Source organism: Novosphingobium sp. (genome assembly GCF_040398825.1).
Classification (GTDB): domain Bacteria; phylum Pseudomonadota; class Alphaproteobacteria; order Sphingomonadales; family Sphingomonadaceae; genus Novosphingobium.
Map to the genome: position 1 here is coordinate 84,860 of NZ_JBBATI010000005.1, position 13,248 is coordinate 98,107.

The window sequence follows — 13,248 nt, forward strand, 5'->3', positions numbered from 1 at the left end:
ACCTCCGTCCTCCGCCGCTGCCGGTGCATGCCAACCGATGAGTCAAAGCAACAGACGGCTGCCGTTGGAGCAGACCACGGCTATGCTGCACCTGCGTTAAAAAGGGCCTGGCACGCGGCGGTCTGTTACACTTTATGCCATAAATCATACTGATTTTTGACGGCATGATGCTATTGCACCAGCGCCCATCGCGGTCGCGCGCAACGTCGCGACGAGTCGCAAACTGCGATGCCGCGCCTGCGAATTGATCCGGGCAGTCCCCCGCCTGTCCGGAACCCGCGCCACCTGGCGCGGCGAAAGGACCCGTTTTGATTCTGACGACTGCCGCCATCGCGGCATCAATTGCCACATCGGCGCCGGCCACCGCGTTGAACGAACCCGTGACTGTCCCTGTGATGGCCCCCGCGCCGACCGTCACCCTGGCGCTGGCCGACGTGTCCGACAGCGACGCGATCGGCCCGGACGCCAGCCAGACGGCTCCACCATCAGGTACGGTGACGCCGTCTGCAGAACCGTCAGTGCTGCCTTCCGCCGCGGCGCCATCATCCGCCACAGCCCCTGCCGTCAGGGCCCCGGCCAATGGCGAAATCGTGGTGTCCGGCGCGCACAACACGCTGAAAATTGACCCGGTGCTGGCCCTGAACAAGACCTCGTTCGCGGTGATGGAGGGGGTGGACAAGGCGTTTGTGGGCCCGGTCGCGCATCTCTACCGCGATGCGCTGCCGCCGCCGGTGCGCAGTGGGCTGCACAATTTTTTTTACAACCTGACCGAACCGGTCAACGCCATCAACGACATGTTGCAACTGCACCCCGGGCGCGCGGTCAGGACGGTTGCGCGGTTCGGCATCAATTCCACCATCGGCGTGGCCGGGCTGGTCGATGTGGCCAAGAAAAAGCCGTTCAACCTGCATTACCGCTTTAACGGGTTTGGCAACACGTTCGGCTATTGGGGGATCGGTCCGGGGCCCTATCTGTTTCTGCCGCTGGTCGGCCCGACCACGCTGCGCGATCTGGTGGGCACGCTGCTGAGCCAGGCGGTGCTGCCCGGAATCGCACCCAGAATATTCAAAAACTATTATTACGTCACCGCGTCGGGCATCATCACACAGCTCGATTACCGTGTGACCATTGATGACGATCTGAACAAGATGCGTGCAGGCGGCAACGCCTATAGCAGCTATCGCCAGCTCTATATGAAAACCCGGTTCCAGGAGATTGAGGCGCTGCACGGGCGCGGTCCGCTGGCCGGGGGTGAAGAAGGCATCGGCGTGTTTGCCAAGCCGCTCCATCCCGAGGCTGATGCAGCAATGCCAGCGCCAACGCCCGCCACCCCGGTTGCCGCACCCGCGCCGCCGCCGCCATCTGACGCATCACCGCCTGTCGCGCCACCGGCGCCGGTCGCACCGCTGCCGCCGGTGTTTGTATCACAGCCCGTGGTGCAACCGCTGCCGGCCGGGCACTGACCAATCGGGCAATTTTTGCCCGGCGGCGGCTGAAACTCCACCCTTGTCAACCGTCTTTGGGGATAGGGCATTGCGGCGGCCGCATCGCGATCCCATATCCCGGTCTGGCCCCGTGATGCGACGGCCCGGGCACGCGGTTCTGGCCGCATGATCGGGCCCATGGCTGCGGGGGAAAGGAACCGGAACTCCCATGCAACATTACCCTCTTTTGCCGCTGCGCGATATCGTGGTTTTCCCAGGGATGGTCGTGCCGCTGTTTGTCGGGCGCGAAAAATCGGTTGCCTCGCTTGAGGCGGCGATGGGCGGCGCCAAGGACATTTTTCTGCTGGCGCAGCTTGATCCCGGCATCGATGACCCCGATCACGATGACCTGTACGACACCGGCGTCATTGCCAAAGTGCTGCAGCTGCTGAAACTGCCCGACGGCACCGTTCGCGTGCTGGTCGAAGGGCACCAGCGCGCGCGACTGGCCGATCTGGCCGCCGAATCCGGCGCGCATGGCGCGATGCTGGTGGCCGGGGTCGAACCGATTGAACCGGTGGTGGTGACCGGCGCAGAAGTGTCGGCGATGATGCGCCAGGTGGTCGAACAGTTCGGCGAATATGCCAAACTGTCGAAAAAACTGCCGCAGGATGCCGGATCGCAACTGGGCGAAATCGACGATGCCGGCAAACTGGCCGACGCGGTTGCCGCCAATCTGGCCGCCAAGGTGTCTGACAAGCAGGCCGTGCTGTCCGAAGGCGACGCGTTGAAGCGGCTGGAAATGGTGCTCTCGTTCATGGAGGGCGAACTGGGCGTGCTGCAGGTCGAACGCAAGATCCGTGGCCGCGTAAAGCGCCAGATGGAAAAGACCCAGCGCGAATATTACCTGAACGAACAGATGAAGGCGATCCAGTCCGAACTGGGCGGCGGCGATGAAGGCGGCGCCAACGAACTGGACGAGCTGCAGGACAAGATCGACAAGCTCAAACTGTCAAAAGACGCGCGCGCCAAGGCCAATGCCGAGCTGAAAAAGCTGAAAGGCATGCAGCCGATGAGCGCAGAGGCGACGGTGATCCGCAATTACCTCGACGTGTTGCTGGGCCTGCCGTGGGGCAAGCGCAGCAAGCTGAAAAAGGACATCAGCACCGCGCAAAGCGTACTCGATGCCGATCACTATGCGCTGGACAAGGTCAAGGACCGGATCATCGAATATCTGGCGGTGCAGGCGCGCACCAACAAGCTGAAAGGCCCGATCCTGTGTCTGGTTGGCCCGCCGGGCGTGGGCAAGACCAGCCTGGGCAAATCGCTGGCCAAGGCTACCGGGCGTCAGTTCATCCGCCAATCGCTGGGCGGCGTGCGTGATGAAGCGGAAATCCGTGGCCACCGCCGCACCTATATCGGTTCGCTGCCGGGCAAGATCGTGACCAACCTGCGCAAGGCGGAAACGATGAATCCCTTGTTTCTGCTCGATGAAATCGACAAGCTGGGGCAGGATTTCCGTGGCGATCCGGCATCGGCACTGCTGGAAGTGCTGGACCCCGAACAGAACGCAAAGTTCCAGGACCACTATCTGGAAATCGACGTCGATCTGTCCGACGTGATGTTCGTGTGCACCGCCAACAGCCTCAACCTGCCGCAACCGCTGCTCGACCGGATGGAGATCATCCGGCTCGAAGGGTATACCGAGGATGAAAAGGTGGAAATCGCCGAGCGTCATCTGGTGGCCAAGCAGGTGGCCGCGCACGGGTTGAAACCAGGCGAATTCACGCTGGAACACGACGCGCTGCGCGACCTTATCCGCTATTACACGCGTGAGGCCGGGGTGCGCACGCTGGAACGCGAAATTGCGCGGCTGGCGCGCAAATCGCTGCGGCGCATTCTGGAAGGCAAGGCCGTTGTTGATGGCAAGGCGGCGGTGACCATCACCCCCGAAAACCTTGCCGATTTTGCCGGGGTGCGCAAATTCCGCCACGGCATGTCGGACGACGAAAACCAGGTTGGTGCGGTTACCGGGCTGGCCTGGACCGAAGTCGGCGGTGAATTGCTGACGATCGAAAGCGTGACAGTGCCGGGTAAGGGCACGGTCAAGACCACCGGCAAACTGGGCGAAGTGATGAGCGAAAGCGTCCAGATGGCGTTCAGCTTCGTCAAGTCGCGCGGGCCCAGCTATGGCATCAAGCCGTCGATCTTCAACCGCAAGGACCTGCACATCCACTTGCCCGAAGGCGCGGTGCCAAAGGATGGCCCCAGCGCCGGGATCGGCATGGTCACCGCCATGGTATCGACGCTGACCGGCATCCCGGTGCGCGCCGACCTGGCGATGACCGGCGAAGTCACCTTGCGCGGGCGGGTGCTGGCCATCGGGGGTCTGAAGGAAAAGCTGCTGGCGGCGCTGCGTGGCGGTATCACCACGGTGCTGATTCCTGAGGAAAACCGCAAGGACCTGGCCGAAATCCCCGCCAATGTGTTGAACGGGCTGGAAATCATCCCGGTCAGCCATGTCGACGAAGTGCTGGCGCTGGCGCTGGTTTCGCGGGTGGAGCCGATCGAATGGACCGAGGCCGATGATCTGGCCAGCCAGCCTGCCACACAAGGGCCGGCGCTGGTCGTACCACCCACCGCGCACTGATCGACCCCGCCAGGGATCGGTACAATCGCACCCCCGTGCTGCCTGTTGCAGCGCGGGGGTGCGGCATGACGGCGCCTTGCGATGGTGGATTTGTGCGTGGTTTGACGACCAAATTGCGGCGCCCTGTTACACACAAACCATTGCCGAGGCGGAATCGCCCGGAATCCGGGGATAATTCACGCCAATCGGTCGCTTTTGCCTTTGACAGGGGCGTGGTTTCCCGTTCATGTCCGCCAACCTTAGATAATGATTCCGACGCACAAACAACCTGAACAATAGCAGAGTAGGGGGTTCCCGGTATGAACAAGAACGATCTGATCAGCGCTGTTGCCGACGCAAGCGGCCTGACCAAGGGTGACACGACCAAGGCGGTCGAAGCCGTGTTTGAGGCGGTCACCGGTGCGCTGGCCAAGGGCGACGAAGTACGCCTGGTCGGTTTCGGCACGTTTTCGGTGGCCAAGCGCAAAGCTTCGACCGGCCGCAACCCGCGCACGGGTGAACCGATGTCGATCAAGGCTTCGGCTCAGCCGAAGTTCAAGGCCGGCAAAGGCCTGAAGGACGCCGTCAACTAAGACGCGTTCAACCAAGACGCGTTCAACCAAGACTCTGGCGGCCTGGTCCGGGTGTTGAACCCGGGTCACCGACACCAAAAAAACCGCGCCACGGCCACGCCGAACGCGGTTTTTTTGTGCCCGCTGCGGTCAGCCAGGCGCTCAGTTCGGCCGGATCAGCGCGGCGGGTGCGGCGGCGTGGCCGATGCCGACTTTCCAGGTCAGCCGTTGCGATCCGGTGCTGGCGGTGGGGCCATCTTCGGTGTTGTTGGTGGCAATCACGCCGTCGGTGGTCACGGTAAACACCCCGTCGGTCTTGGGCAGGCCTTTCAGCGCGCCATCCATCGGGTTGACCGACCCGCCGCCCATCGGCAGCCCGCCGCCCAGGGCGCCGATATTGCCGAAACCGGGCGCAAAACCGGGCGCCTCCACCCGCACCGATCCATCGGCGTGGCGTGTGACGGCAACAAACGGCATGATCATCGGCACATGTTCGACAGTGGGAAAGGTAAAGTCGTGGTCCAGCCGCCCGGCAATGTCGTATTCCACTTCGAACACGCCGTTGCCCTTTGACACCACCTTGCGCCAGCCGGCCTGCCGGCGCAGCGCATCGGCAAACGCCGGGCCAGCGCGCGGATCACCGGGGTCTATCCCGCCCAGCATCGCCATCATCGCACTGGCCTGCGCCTCATCCGATGGTTTGGCGCCCAAAGGTCTGGGCGCATGTGTCTTGCGCGCCTGCCACGCGCGGCGCTGCGCGGCGATCTCTGCCGCGGTGCAGGCACGCGGTTCACCGCTGTGCGTATCGCTGCAGTTTTCTTCGGCAAACACCTCGGTCTGTTCTGCGGTCTGTTCTTCGGCGTGCGCGGTGGATGATGCCGTTGGCACGGCATGCGATTTTGCCGCCTGGGTCAACGGCAGGAACACCACTTCGCCGGTATAGCGGAAATGGAAGGTGCCATCACGGCGCCAGTCCAGCGCGCTGTCGAACCGCCCGGGCAGCATCAGGCACCCGGCCAGCATGACCGACAACACCCCCAGCATAGCCAGCGCCCAGCGGTTCATGCGGCCTTCTCCTGATCTATTCGGGTGTTTCGCGGATCGCCGCAGCATACAGCGCAACCGCCGCCGCCGTCGAGACGTTAAGGCTTTCGATCGCGCCGCCGATCGGCAGGCGGGCGATCGCATCGCAATGCTGCATCACATTGTGCCGGATGCCTTCCCCTTCGGCGCCCAGCACCAGCGCCACCGGGCCGCTGGGCAGCGCCTGGGGGAACGCCTGTTTGCCCTTGCCATCCAGCGCGATGCGCCAATAGCCCGCCTCTGACAGGATATCCAGCGCGCGCGACAGGTTGACCACGCGCACCCACGGCACGATTTCCAATGCGCCCGATGCCGATTTGGCCAGCGTGCCGGATTCGGGCGGGGCGTGGCGGTCCTGCGTGATCAGCGCGGCGACATCAAAGGCCGCACAACTGCGCAGGATGGCGCCGACATTGTGGGGGTCGGTCACCTGGTCCAGCACCACCACGGTACGGCCGCGTGCCTCTTCCAGTGCATCATCCAGCGACAGATCATCCAGCGGCAGGCAATCGAGCACCAGGCCCTGATGCGGCGCGTCGCGCGCGACCAGCCGGCCCAGATCGGCGGCCTGCGCATATTCGACCGGCAACGACACGGGCAGATCGGCATCGTGATGGTTCAGCATTTCTGCAATCGCTTCGCGCGTGCCCCACAGTTTTTTGGCATCGCGTTCGGGGTTGGTCAGCGCCGCCTCCACCGCATGGCGCCCCCACAGGCGTATCGCGCCGCCGGTGCCCTTACCGGACCCGCGTCCGCCGGTTTTCATGCGTCCTTCGCGGCCGCGCAGCGATGATTTGGCGCGGGTACCGTCGGGGCGGTTATCGGATGGTCGTTGCGGCGGGGCCATGGCAAGGTATGCTTTCGTAATCGCGGAAAATTCCTCCGCCCTGTGCCAGCCCCCCCATTGACAGGCAAGCCCCGCTTCGCCAAAGGGACGCCTCGCTCGGCTGGAGCGTCGCTTTTTGCTTTGGCAATGCGGCACAGGCCAGGCCCCGACCAGGGCCCGGTACCAGCGGATCTGGTGTGGACAGGTGGCCGAGTGGTTAATGGCAGCAGACTGTAAATCTGCCCGCGAGAGCGTACGCTAGTTCGAATCTAGCCCTGTCCACCATCAGATCATTGTAAGGCATTGCCCAGCCGCCTTGAAAGGTAAGCCCAGCCGCGCCGCGCCGCCATGCGGAGGGCGCGCGCAACGGTGACAGGAGCGCAGCGGTGGCCACAGCAACATCAGGATCATCACCGGCAATCGACCGCTCCGAACGCCGGCGCGGGATTGCCATGGTCGTGGCATCGGCGGTGTTGTGGAGCACGGCCGGGGTGTTTGTGCGTCTGGCAACGCTGGATACGCCCACGCTGGTGCTGTGGCGGTCGCTGTTCGGCGCGCTGACGCTGGGCGCGCTGGCGCTGGCGCGCGGAGGGCCGGCACGGCTGGCCGCGGGTATGCGCAGCGGTTGGGTTGGGCTGCTGTTCGTGTGCACCTCGGTGATATCGGGCACCGCCTATGTGCTGTCGCTGCGGCTGACCACGGTGGCCAATGTCATGACCGTCTATGCCGCGCTGCCGTTTATCGGGACGGCGATCGCATTTTTCTGGATTCGTGAACGCGTCAGTGCGCGGTTTCTGGTGGCGGGCGCGCTGGCGGCGGGCGGTATCCTGGTGATGGCCGGCGCTTCGACCGGTGCGGGCGATCTGGCCGGGATTGCCGCGGCATTGGTGATGACCAGCGGCTTTGCCTGGCAACTGGTGGCGATCCGCCGCTATGGCCGGGTCGATGTCATGGTCCTGAATGCCTGTGCTGCGGCGCTGTGCGTGCCACTGATGCTGCCGTTTGCACAATGGATGATTCCGTCAACGCTGCAATTGCTGTCCTGCGCCTTTTACGGGGCGCTGACCACCGGGTTTGCCTATGTGCTGGCGCTGGAAGGCGGGCGGCGCGTGCCGCCGGGCGAGGTCGGGTTCATTTCCATGCTCGATGTCGTGCTGGGGCCATTCTGGGTGTGGCTGGCCTTTGCCGAGGCGCCGGGGCCGGCGGTGCTGGTGGGCGGCTCGGTCGTGCTGGGTGCAGTCGCGTGGTATCTGTGGACCAGCGCGAACAAGGGCCAGGCCGCCGCGCCATTGGTCGATGAGGCGTGCCGTACGGCCGATTGACGGTGCGTCGCATAACCGGGGCGGTTCATCGTCCGCTGCGTCAAAGCGCCCTTGGCGGTCGATCGTTGGTTGGAACGAACCAATCCTGTTCATCAGCGCGACAAGTCTGGCAGAGCAATCAGATGCCGTCGAACGCGATGACATCAGGAAAGGACGGTCGCATGCACCCTGTTTTTGCCCAGGCCCCAATCGGACGCCGCTTACCGCCCGTGATTCTTGTCGCGGCACTGCTGCCACTGGCGCTTGCCGGATGTGCCACCACCGGTTCGGTCAAACGGGCGCAGGCAGCCGCTGACGCCGCGATGGCACGCGCGGGCGCAGCTGGCGATGCGGCGCAACATGCGCAAGGCAGCGCGGATGCCGCCATGAATGCGGCCCAGCACGCGCAGGGCACGGCCGATGGCGCGGCCGCCACGGCGCAGGGTGCGGGCAGTTCGGCCCAGGCGGCGCTTGCGGCCGGCCAGGGTGTGGATGGGCGTATCAGCGCGCTGGAACAGCGCATCCACCGGCTGGAGCATGCCAGGGCGGCGCGGCGAATGCATCGCCACCATCACCATCACCGCATGGCCACGGCGTGCCCCACCGCGGCGACGAAGGCCAAGGCCAAGTCGTAACGGCGATCAGGCCGGCGCCGTGCGGGGGACTGCGCGGGGCCGGGTGGCCAGCACGAACAGGCCGAATCCCGCCGCTGCCAGCGCCTGCAACCACAGTTCACCGAACAACATCGCGCTGGTCCCATGGGCATCGACCATCCACCCGTCAAACGCGGTCATCGCGGCCAGCGGCACGTTGGACATTGCCGACATCAGATTGAAATTGGTTGCCGCGGAACGCCGCCCGATCGCTTCGAGCACGACCGCGGAATAGGCGGCATAGCCCCCGCCGATCAGCACCGAATAAGACAACACGCCCACCAGAAAGGCGATCGGCGTGTGGGGGGCCAAGGCCATGGCCGTGGCCACCAGCCCGCTGGCCAGCCCCGCACCGATATACGTGGTGCGCGGACCCAGGCGGTCGGTCAGGTATCCGCCGATCAAGGCCCCCACCACCGAGGTCAACCCGCCCAGCGTGCCCGAAAACAGCGCAATCATGTCCCCGCCAACCTGCCACTGCGCCCCGATCAGCTGGAACGGCGCCTCTCCCGATGCGATCGGCAAAAGCATCAGCACCAGCGCCAGCATGCCGGTGCGGGTGCGCACCACCGTGATTACGTCGCGGCCCACTTCGGTCAGGCGGGCGGCATAGGCCAGCCGTTCGTTGCCACGCACGATCCGGGGAACCAGCCACAGGCAGGCCATGCAGCCCAAGCAGATCACCCCGAGCACAAGCGCGGGCATCACTGGAGACGCCACATGCTGCGCCACAGCCAGCCCCAGCCCACCGCCAATGCTGGTGCCGCCAACATTGCCGGCCTGCGACCAGCCGCTCGCCGTGCCGCGCCGGGACGGATGGACACAGCGCGTCATGATCACTTCTGCCGCCATGCTGGTCAGGGAACTGCCCACCGCGCTTGCCACCGCCAACAGCATATAGAACGGTACCATGGCGTTGGTGCGCGGCAGGATGCAGGTGATGATCATGGTCGTGATCACCAGCACCAGCCCGATTGCGTACCACAGACGCGGGGTTAGCAGCGTGTCGACCAGCGGCGCCCACAGGAATTTCAGCGACTGGGTACCAATCGCGGCGGCCACTATCGCGGTGACCAGCCCGATCGCCATCCCCGCAGCCTGCAGCTGAAAGCCCAGCGTGACGCCGATGAAACCGATGCTGATGCCGAAAGGCGCGAGCAGGGGCATCAGCACCCACAACCGGTGAAGCACGGGCAGGCCGGTATCATCTGCAGGATCGGCAATCGGGTCGCTGTGTGCGGGCATTGAAACTGCCTTGTTCCGCTGTAGCTTGGGTGGGTGCAGCGTACCGCGCGTTTGCAACGCGGCAAGAGGGTGCCAGCGGGCCACGCAAAAAAGGCGGGCGGCAGCCGGGGTTTGGCATTTCCCTCGCCATCGACTATGAGCCCGCCATGCCCGGAGATATTACAGACAACCGTGGTCGCGGTACTGCCGGCTGGAGCTGGCCCACGATCCACCCCGAAGGTCGCAAATTCGGGGCGATTGCGGCAGTTGCCACCGCGGTCATCGGGTTTTTCGGCTGGGGGATAATTGCCTGGCCGATGGTGCTGCTGACGCTGGGGGTGTTTGCGTTTTTTCGCGATCCTGAACGGGTTACCCCGCGCGATGACAGTTTCATCATCGCACCGGCCGATGGTCTGATCACGCTGATCCAGAAAGTGCCGCCGCCGCGCGAACTTTCGGCCCACGATGGTACCGGTGTCATTCCGCTGGGCGGTGCGCTGCTGACGCGGGTGTCGATTTTCATGTCGGTGTTCGATGTCCACATCAACCGCGCGCCGATCGGCGGCACGGTGCGGCGGGTGGTCTATATCCCCGGCCGGTTTCTCAATGCCGATCTCGACAAAGCTAGCGAAGAGAACGAGCGTCAGCATTTCCTGATCGAACGCGGCGACGGATTGCAGATCGGCTTTACCCAGATTGCGGGGCTGATCGCGCGGCGGATCGTGCCGTTTGTGAAGGGCGGCGACATCGTCGCGGTCGGCCAGCGGATCGGGCTGATCCGGTTCGGCAGCCGGGTGGATGTCTATCTGCCCGAAGGGACCGAACCCAGGGTGTTGATCGGCCAACGCGTGGTGGCAGGCGAAACCGTGCTGGCGGAACTGGGCCAGGCGCCAGTGATCGAAGGCGTGCGGCAATGACCCGGGTGCCAGAGGGCGACGTGGACGGTGATCCGCAAACGGTAATCGCTGGCATCGCGTTGCAGGCCGATCAGCGCGACCCCGATCAGCATGATGATGATGGGGACGACAGCGGTTATGAATTTGGCATGCGGCGGCTGCCGCGTGGGCTGACCTTGCGTGCGCTGGTGCCCAATGCGATCACCTCGGCCGCGCTGTGTTGCGGGTTGACCGGTATCCGCTTTGCCATCGGTGCGGATTTTCATTCGGCGGTGCTCGCAGTCATTCTGGCCGGTGTGCTGGATGGTCTGGATGGCCGGGTGGCGCGGGCAATGCGCGCGCAGTCGCGGTTTGGCGCCGAGCTTGACAGCCTGTCCGATGCCATTTCATTCGGGGTGGCGCCGGCGCTGATTGTCTATCTGTGGTCGCTGCAACAGGCGCCGCGGTTTGGCTGGTATGCCGCGCTGGCGCTGGCAGTATGCTGCGCGCTGCGGCTGGCGCGTTTCAACGCGCAGATCGACATGGCCGAACAGCCGCACAAAAGCGCCGGGTTTCTGACCGGTGTGCCGGCGCCGGTGGGGGCCGGACTGGCGATGATGCCACTCTACCTGTGGATCGCCAGCGGGCGCGATGAATTCCGCGCCCCGCTTGCGGTCGGCCTGTGGATCATGGCCATCGCGTTTCTGATGATTTCCAACACCGCCACGCTCGGCTGGGTGGCGCTGCGCCCGCGCCGATCGATCCGGCTGGAGGTGATCGGGCTGATCGGGCTGGTGGTTGCCGCTTTGCTGACGGAACCGTGGTGGACGCTCGTCGGGATATGCGCCGTTTATGTCGCGCTGTTGCCGGTCGGCGTGCTGCGCTATCGGCGGGTCATGCGGCAGCGCGCAGCGGTACGGGCAACGAACGGGCGCGCCGATTGACCGTCGCCGTGGCGGCGATGCGGGCTGTGCCTGCGGGCGCCGTCAGCGTGGACTGGGGCGACAGCGCGGCGGCCACTGGCGCGCACGAGCCGGCATGGCGCGGGGTTTCGATCAGCGAGAACAGATAGACCCGGTCATCCGCCAGCGCGCGCCGTTCTGCCGCCAGATGGCGCACCATCGGCAAGGCGCCGCGTACGCTGGACCCGATCACCGCAACCCCGGCGATACCGGCGGTCGCAAACACAAGCATGGCAAACAATCCGAACATCACCGTGGTTCCCCGTTCGGCGATCGTGTGTCCCGCAAAACCCGCACGGGAAAACCAAAATCGCGTGAAAACAATACTGTTTTACAAAATTTCAGGCCTCAATTCGGTCAGTCGTCGTCTCGTCCGCACACCAGCCCGCCTGGCAAAGCAGGGGCGATGCGCGGATCGCGCAAAACCGGGTTGACACCCTGTGGATGATCTGTGGATAACGTCGCCGTGCGGAGTCAGGCCCGACCCTTTGCGGTGATCCGTTTGTTCCACTTTTGTTCTAATGCGTCAAGCGCCATTCTGCTGCGCTGCCCAAGGTCTGACGCAAATTCCTGAAAACGTATCGCATTTTTCGCTCCGTTGCGGACCGTTACGTAGCGGAACGGCATCCGGACGCATGCGAACTGATTCGCAGGTATGCCGATTTATGCTGGATTTGCACGGGCCAAGCGGCTACCGGCGCGGTCAGCCGCACGGTGATTCGCTGCAGTCCAGCACGGATCAATACTGTACGGCCAACCCCAAGTGAAAATCCACATGGGCGGATCTCATACCGGTGCCCCACGCGCGATGCCTGGGGTTCCTTCCGCCCAGAGGCCTAACCGGAAAGGAATTATCCTATGGCGGCACCAGTCGTCACGATGCAGCAATTGATTGAGGCCGGGGCCCATTTTGGCCACCAGACCCATCGCTGGAACCCGCGCATGAAGCCGTACATTTTCGGCGCGCGCAACGGCATCCACATCCTTGACCTGTCACAGACCGTGCCGCTGTTTGCGCGCGCGCTGGAATTCATTTCCGCAACGGTCCAGAACGGCGGCAAAGTGCTGTTTGTCGGTACCAAGCGCCAGGCGCAGGAACCGATTGCCCAGGCCGCACGCGCTGCCGGCCAGCACTATGTCAACCACCGCTGGCTTGGCGGCATGCTCACCAACTGGAAGACCATTTCGGGTTCGATCAAGCGGTTCAAGTCGCTGGAAGAACAGCTGTCGGGCGACACCACCGGCCTGACCAAAAAGGAAGTGCTGCAGCTGACGCGCGAACGCGACAAGCTGGAGCTGTCGCTGGGCGGCATCCGCGACATGGGCGGCATTCCCGACGTGATGTTCGTGATCGACGCCAACAAGGAAGAACTGGCAATCAAGGAAGCCAACGTGCTGGGTATCCCGGTCGTGGCCATCCTCGATTCGAACGTTAGCCCGCATGGCATCGCATTCCCGATCCCGGCCAACGACGATGCCAGCCGCGCTGTGCGTCTGTATTGCGATGCGGTGGCCGCGGCTGCCACGCGCGGTGGACGTGATGCGCAGATCCAGTCGGGTGTTGACCTTGGCGCGATGGATGAACCGATCGCCGAAGAAGTGGTCGAGGCATAAGTTTGCCAGACGGGCAGGGCTGCCAGCGCCAGGACTGGCGCCGTCACCAAACTGTCCCGCATTGCGAATACGGGCCGCGGCAGGT

General features: G+C 64.4%; 12 protein-coding genes and 1 tRNA gene. 9 read left to right on the forward strand and 4 right to left on the reverse strand.

Annotated features, from left to right (window positions below; genetic code table 11):
- Window positions 1–308: 308 nt before the first annotated feature.
- The 3 genes from ABWP89_RS04540 (at window position 309) to ABWP89_RS04550 (ending at window position 4,646) form a co-directional block, all read left to right on the forward strand.
- Window positions 309–1,463 carry an MlaA family lipoprotein gene (locus ABWP89_RS04540; protein ID WP_353227542.1) on the forward strand — a complete coding sequence of 385 codons (1,155 nt, stop codon included), beginning with the start codon at window positions 309–311 and terminating at the stop codon, window positions 1,461–1,463.
- A 190-nt stretch (window positions 1,464–1,653) separates the two neighbouring features.
- On the forward strand, window positions 1,654–4,074 hold the full coding sequence (gene lon, locus ABWP89_RS04545) for an endopeptidase La (RefSeq protein WP_353227543.1): 2,421 nt from the start codon (window positions 1,654–1,656) through the stop codon (window positions 4,072–4,074).
- 299 nt (window positions 4,075–4,373) lie between these two features.
- Entirely contained in the window at window positions 4,374–4,646 is a 273-nt protein-coding gene (locus ABWP89_RS04550; RefSeq protein ID WP_353227544.1) for an HU family DNA-binding protein, read from the forward strand.
- 141 nt (window positions 4,647–4,787) lie between these two features.
- Here ABWP89_RS04550 and ABWP89_RS04555 read toward each other — a convergent pair whose 3' ends face one another.
- On the reverse strand, window positions 4,788–5,690 hold the full coding sequence (locus ABWP89_RS04555; protein ID WP_353227545.1) for a hypothetical protein: 903 nt from the start codon (window positions 5,688–5,690) through the stop codon (window positions 4,788–4,790).
- A 16-nt stretch (window positions 5,691–5,706) separates the two neighbouring features.
- A complete protein-coding gene (gene rlmB / locus ABWP89_RS04560; protein ID WP_353227546.1) occupies window positions 5,707–6,555 on the reverse strand; it encodes a 23S rRNA (guanosine(2251)-2'-O)-methyltransferase RlmB in 849 nt (282 codons plus the stop codon).
- A gap of 178 nt (window positions 6,556–6,733) precedes the next feature.
- On the opposite strand from rlmB, the gene ABWP89_RS04565 reads away from it, so the two are divergent.
- The 3 genes from ABWP89_RS04565 to ABWP89_RS04575 all read left to right on the forward strand — a co-directional run bounded on the left by ABWP89_RS04565 (window position 6,734) and on the right by ABWP89_RS04575 (window position 8,470).
- A tRNA-Tyr gene (locus tag ABWP89_RS04565) sits at window positions 6,734–6,819 on the forward strand.
- A 101-nt stretch (window positions 6,820–6,920) separates the two neighbouring features.
- Complete coding sequence (locus ABWP89_RS04570) at window positions 6,921–7,856, forward strand: DMT family transporter (RefSeq protein ID WP_353227547.1); 936 nt, start codon at window positions 6,921–6,923, stop codon at window positions 7,854–7,856.
- 122 nt (window positions 7,857–7,978) lie between these two features.
- Window positions 7,979–8,470 carry a hypothetical protein gene (locus ABWP89_RS04575; protein ID WP_353227548.1) on the forward strand — a complete coding sequence of 164 codons (492 nt, stop codon included), beginning with the start codon at window positions 7,979–7,981 and terminating at the stop codon, window positions 8,468–8,470.
- 6 nt (window positions 8,471–8,476) lie between these two features.
- On the opposite strand, the gene ABWP89_RS04580 is transcribed toward ABWP89_RS04575, so the two are convergent.
- The gene (locus ABWP89_RS04580; protein WP_353227550.1) at window positions 8,477–9,733 is read right to left on the reverse strand and encodes an MFS transporter; all 1,257 of its coding nucleotides are present in this window, start codon (window positions 9,731–9,733) and stop codon (window positions 8,477–8,479) included.
- A gap of 146 nt (window positions 9,734–9,879) precedes the next feature.
- Between ABWP89_RS04580 and ABWP89_RS04585 the strand changes: the two genes are divergently transcribed.
- A complete protein-coding gene (locus ABWP89_RS04585; protein ID WP_353227551.1) occupies window positions 9,880–10,629 on the forward strand; it encodes a phosphatidylserine decarboxylase in 750 nt (249 codons plus the stop codon).
- A 128-nt stretch (window positions 10,630–10,757) separates the two neighbouring features.
- On the forward strand, window positions 10,758–11,531 hold the full coding sequence (locus ABWP89_RS04590; protein WP_353227628.1) for a CDP-alcohol phosphatidyltransferase family protein: 774 nt from the start codon (window positions 10,758–10,760) through the stop codon (window positions 11,529–11,531).
- On the opposite strand, the gene ABWP89_RS04595 is transcribed toward ABWP89_RS04590, so the two are convergent.
- Window positions 11,482–11,799: a hypothetical protein gene (locus tag ABWP89_RS04595; RefSeq protein ID WP_353227553.1), complete on the reverse strand. Its 318-nt coding sequence runs from the start codon at window positions 11,797–11,799 to the stop codon at window positions 11,482–11,484. The two genes, ABWP89_RS04590 and ABWP89_RS04595, sit on opposite strands and share 50 nt — an antisense overlap.
- Window positions 11,800–12,407: 608 nt before the next feature.
- Here ABWP89_RS04595 and rpsB point away from each other — a divergent pair.
- A complete protein-coding gene (rpsB, locus tag ABWP89_RS04600) occupies window positions 12,408–13,163 on the forward strand; it encodes a 30S ribosomal protein S2 (RefSeq protein ID WP_353227554.1) in 756 nt (251 codons plus the stop codon).
- Window positions 13,164–13,248: the final 85 nt, after the last annotated feature.

Bases quoted from the DNA above. Each gene is read 5' to 3' on its own strand.
- lon (WP_353227543.1), top strand. From the start codon at position 1,654: ATGCAACATTACCCTCTTTTGCCGCTGCGCGATATCGTGGTTTTCCCA.
- ABWP89_RS04550 (WP_353227544.1), top strand. From the start codon at position 4,374: ATGAACAAGAACGATCTGATCAGCGCTGTTGCCGACGCAAGCGGCCTG.
- ABWP89_RS04555 (WP_353227545.1), bottom strand. From the start codon at position 5,690: ATGAACCGCTGGGCGCTGGCTATGCTGGGGGTGTTGTCGGTCATGCTG.
- rlmB (WP_353227546.1), bottom strand. From the start codon at position 6,555: ATGGCCCCGCCGCAACGACCATCCGATAACCGCCCCGACGGTACCCGC.
- ABWP89_RS04575 (WP_353227548.1), top strand. From the start codon at position 7,979: ATGCCGTCGAACGCGATGACATCAGGAAAGGACGGTCGCATGCACCCT.
- ABWP89_RS04580 (WP_353227550.1), bottom strand. From the start codon at position 9,733: ATGCCCGCACACAGCGACCCGATTGCCGATCCTGCAGATGATACCGGC.
- ABWP89_RS04585 (WP_353227551.1), top strand. From the start codon at position 9,880: ATGCCCGGAGATATTACAGACAACCGTGGTCGCGGTACTGCCGGCTGG.
- ABWP89_RS04590 (WP_353227628.1), top strand. From the start codon at position 10,758: ATGCGGCGGCTGCCGCGTGGGCTGACCTTGCGTGCGCTGGTGCCCAAT.
- ABWP89_RS04595 (WP_353227553.1), bottom strand. From the start codon at position 11,799: ATGTTCGGATTGTTTGCCATGCTTGTGTTTGCGACCGCCGGTATCGCC.
- rpsB (WP_353227554.1), top strand. From the start codon at position 12,408: ATGGCGGCACCAGTCGTCACGATGCAGCAATTGATTGAGGCCGGGGCC.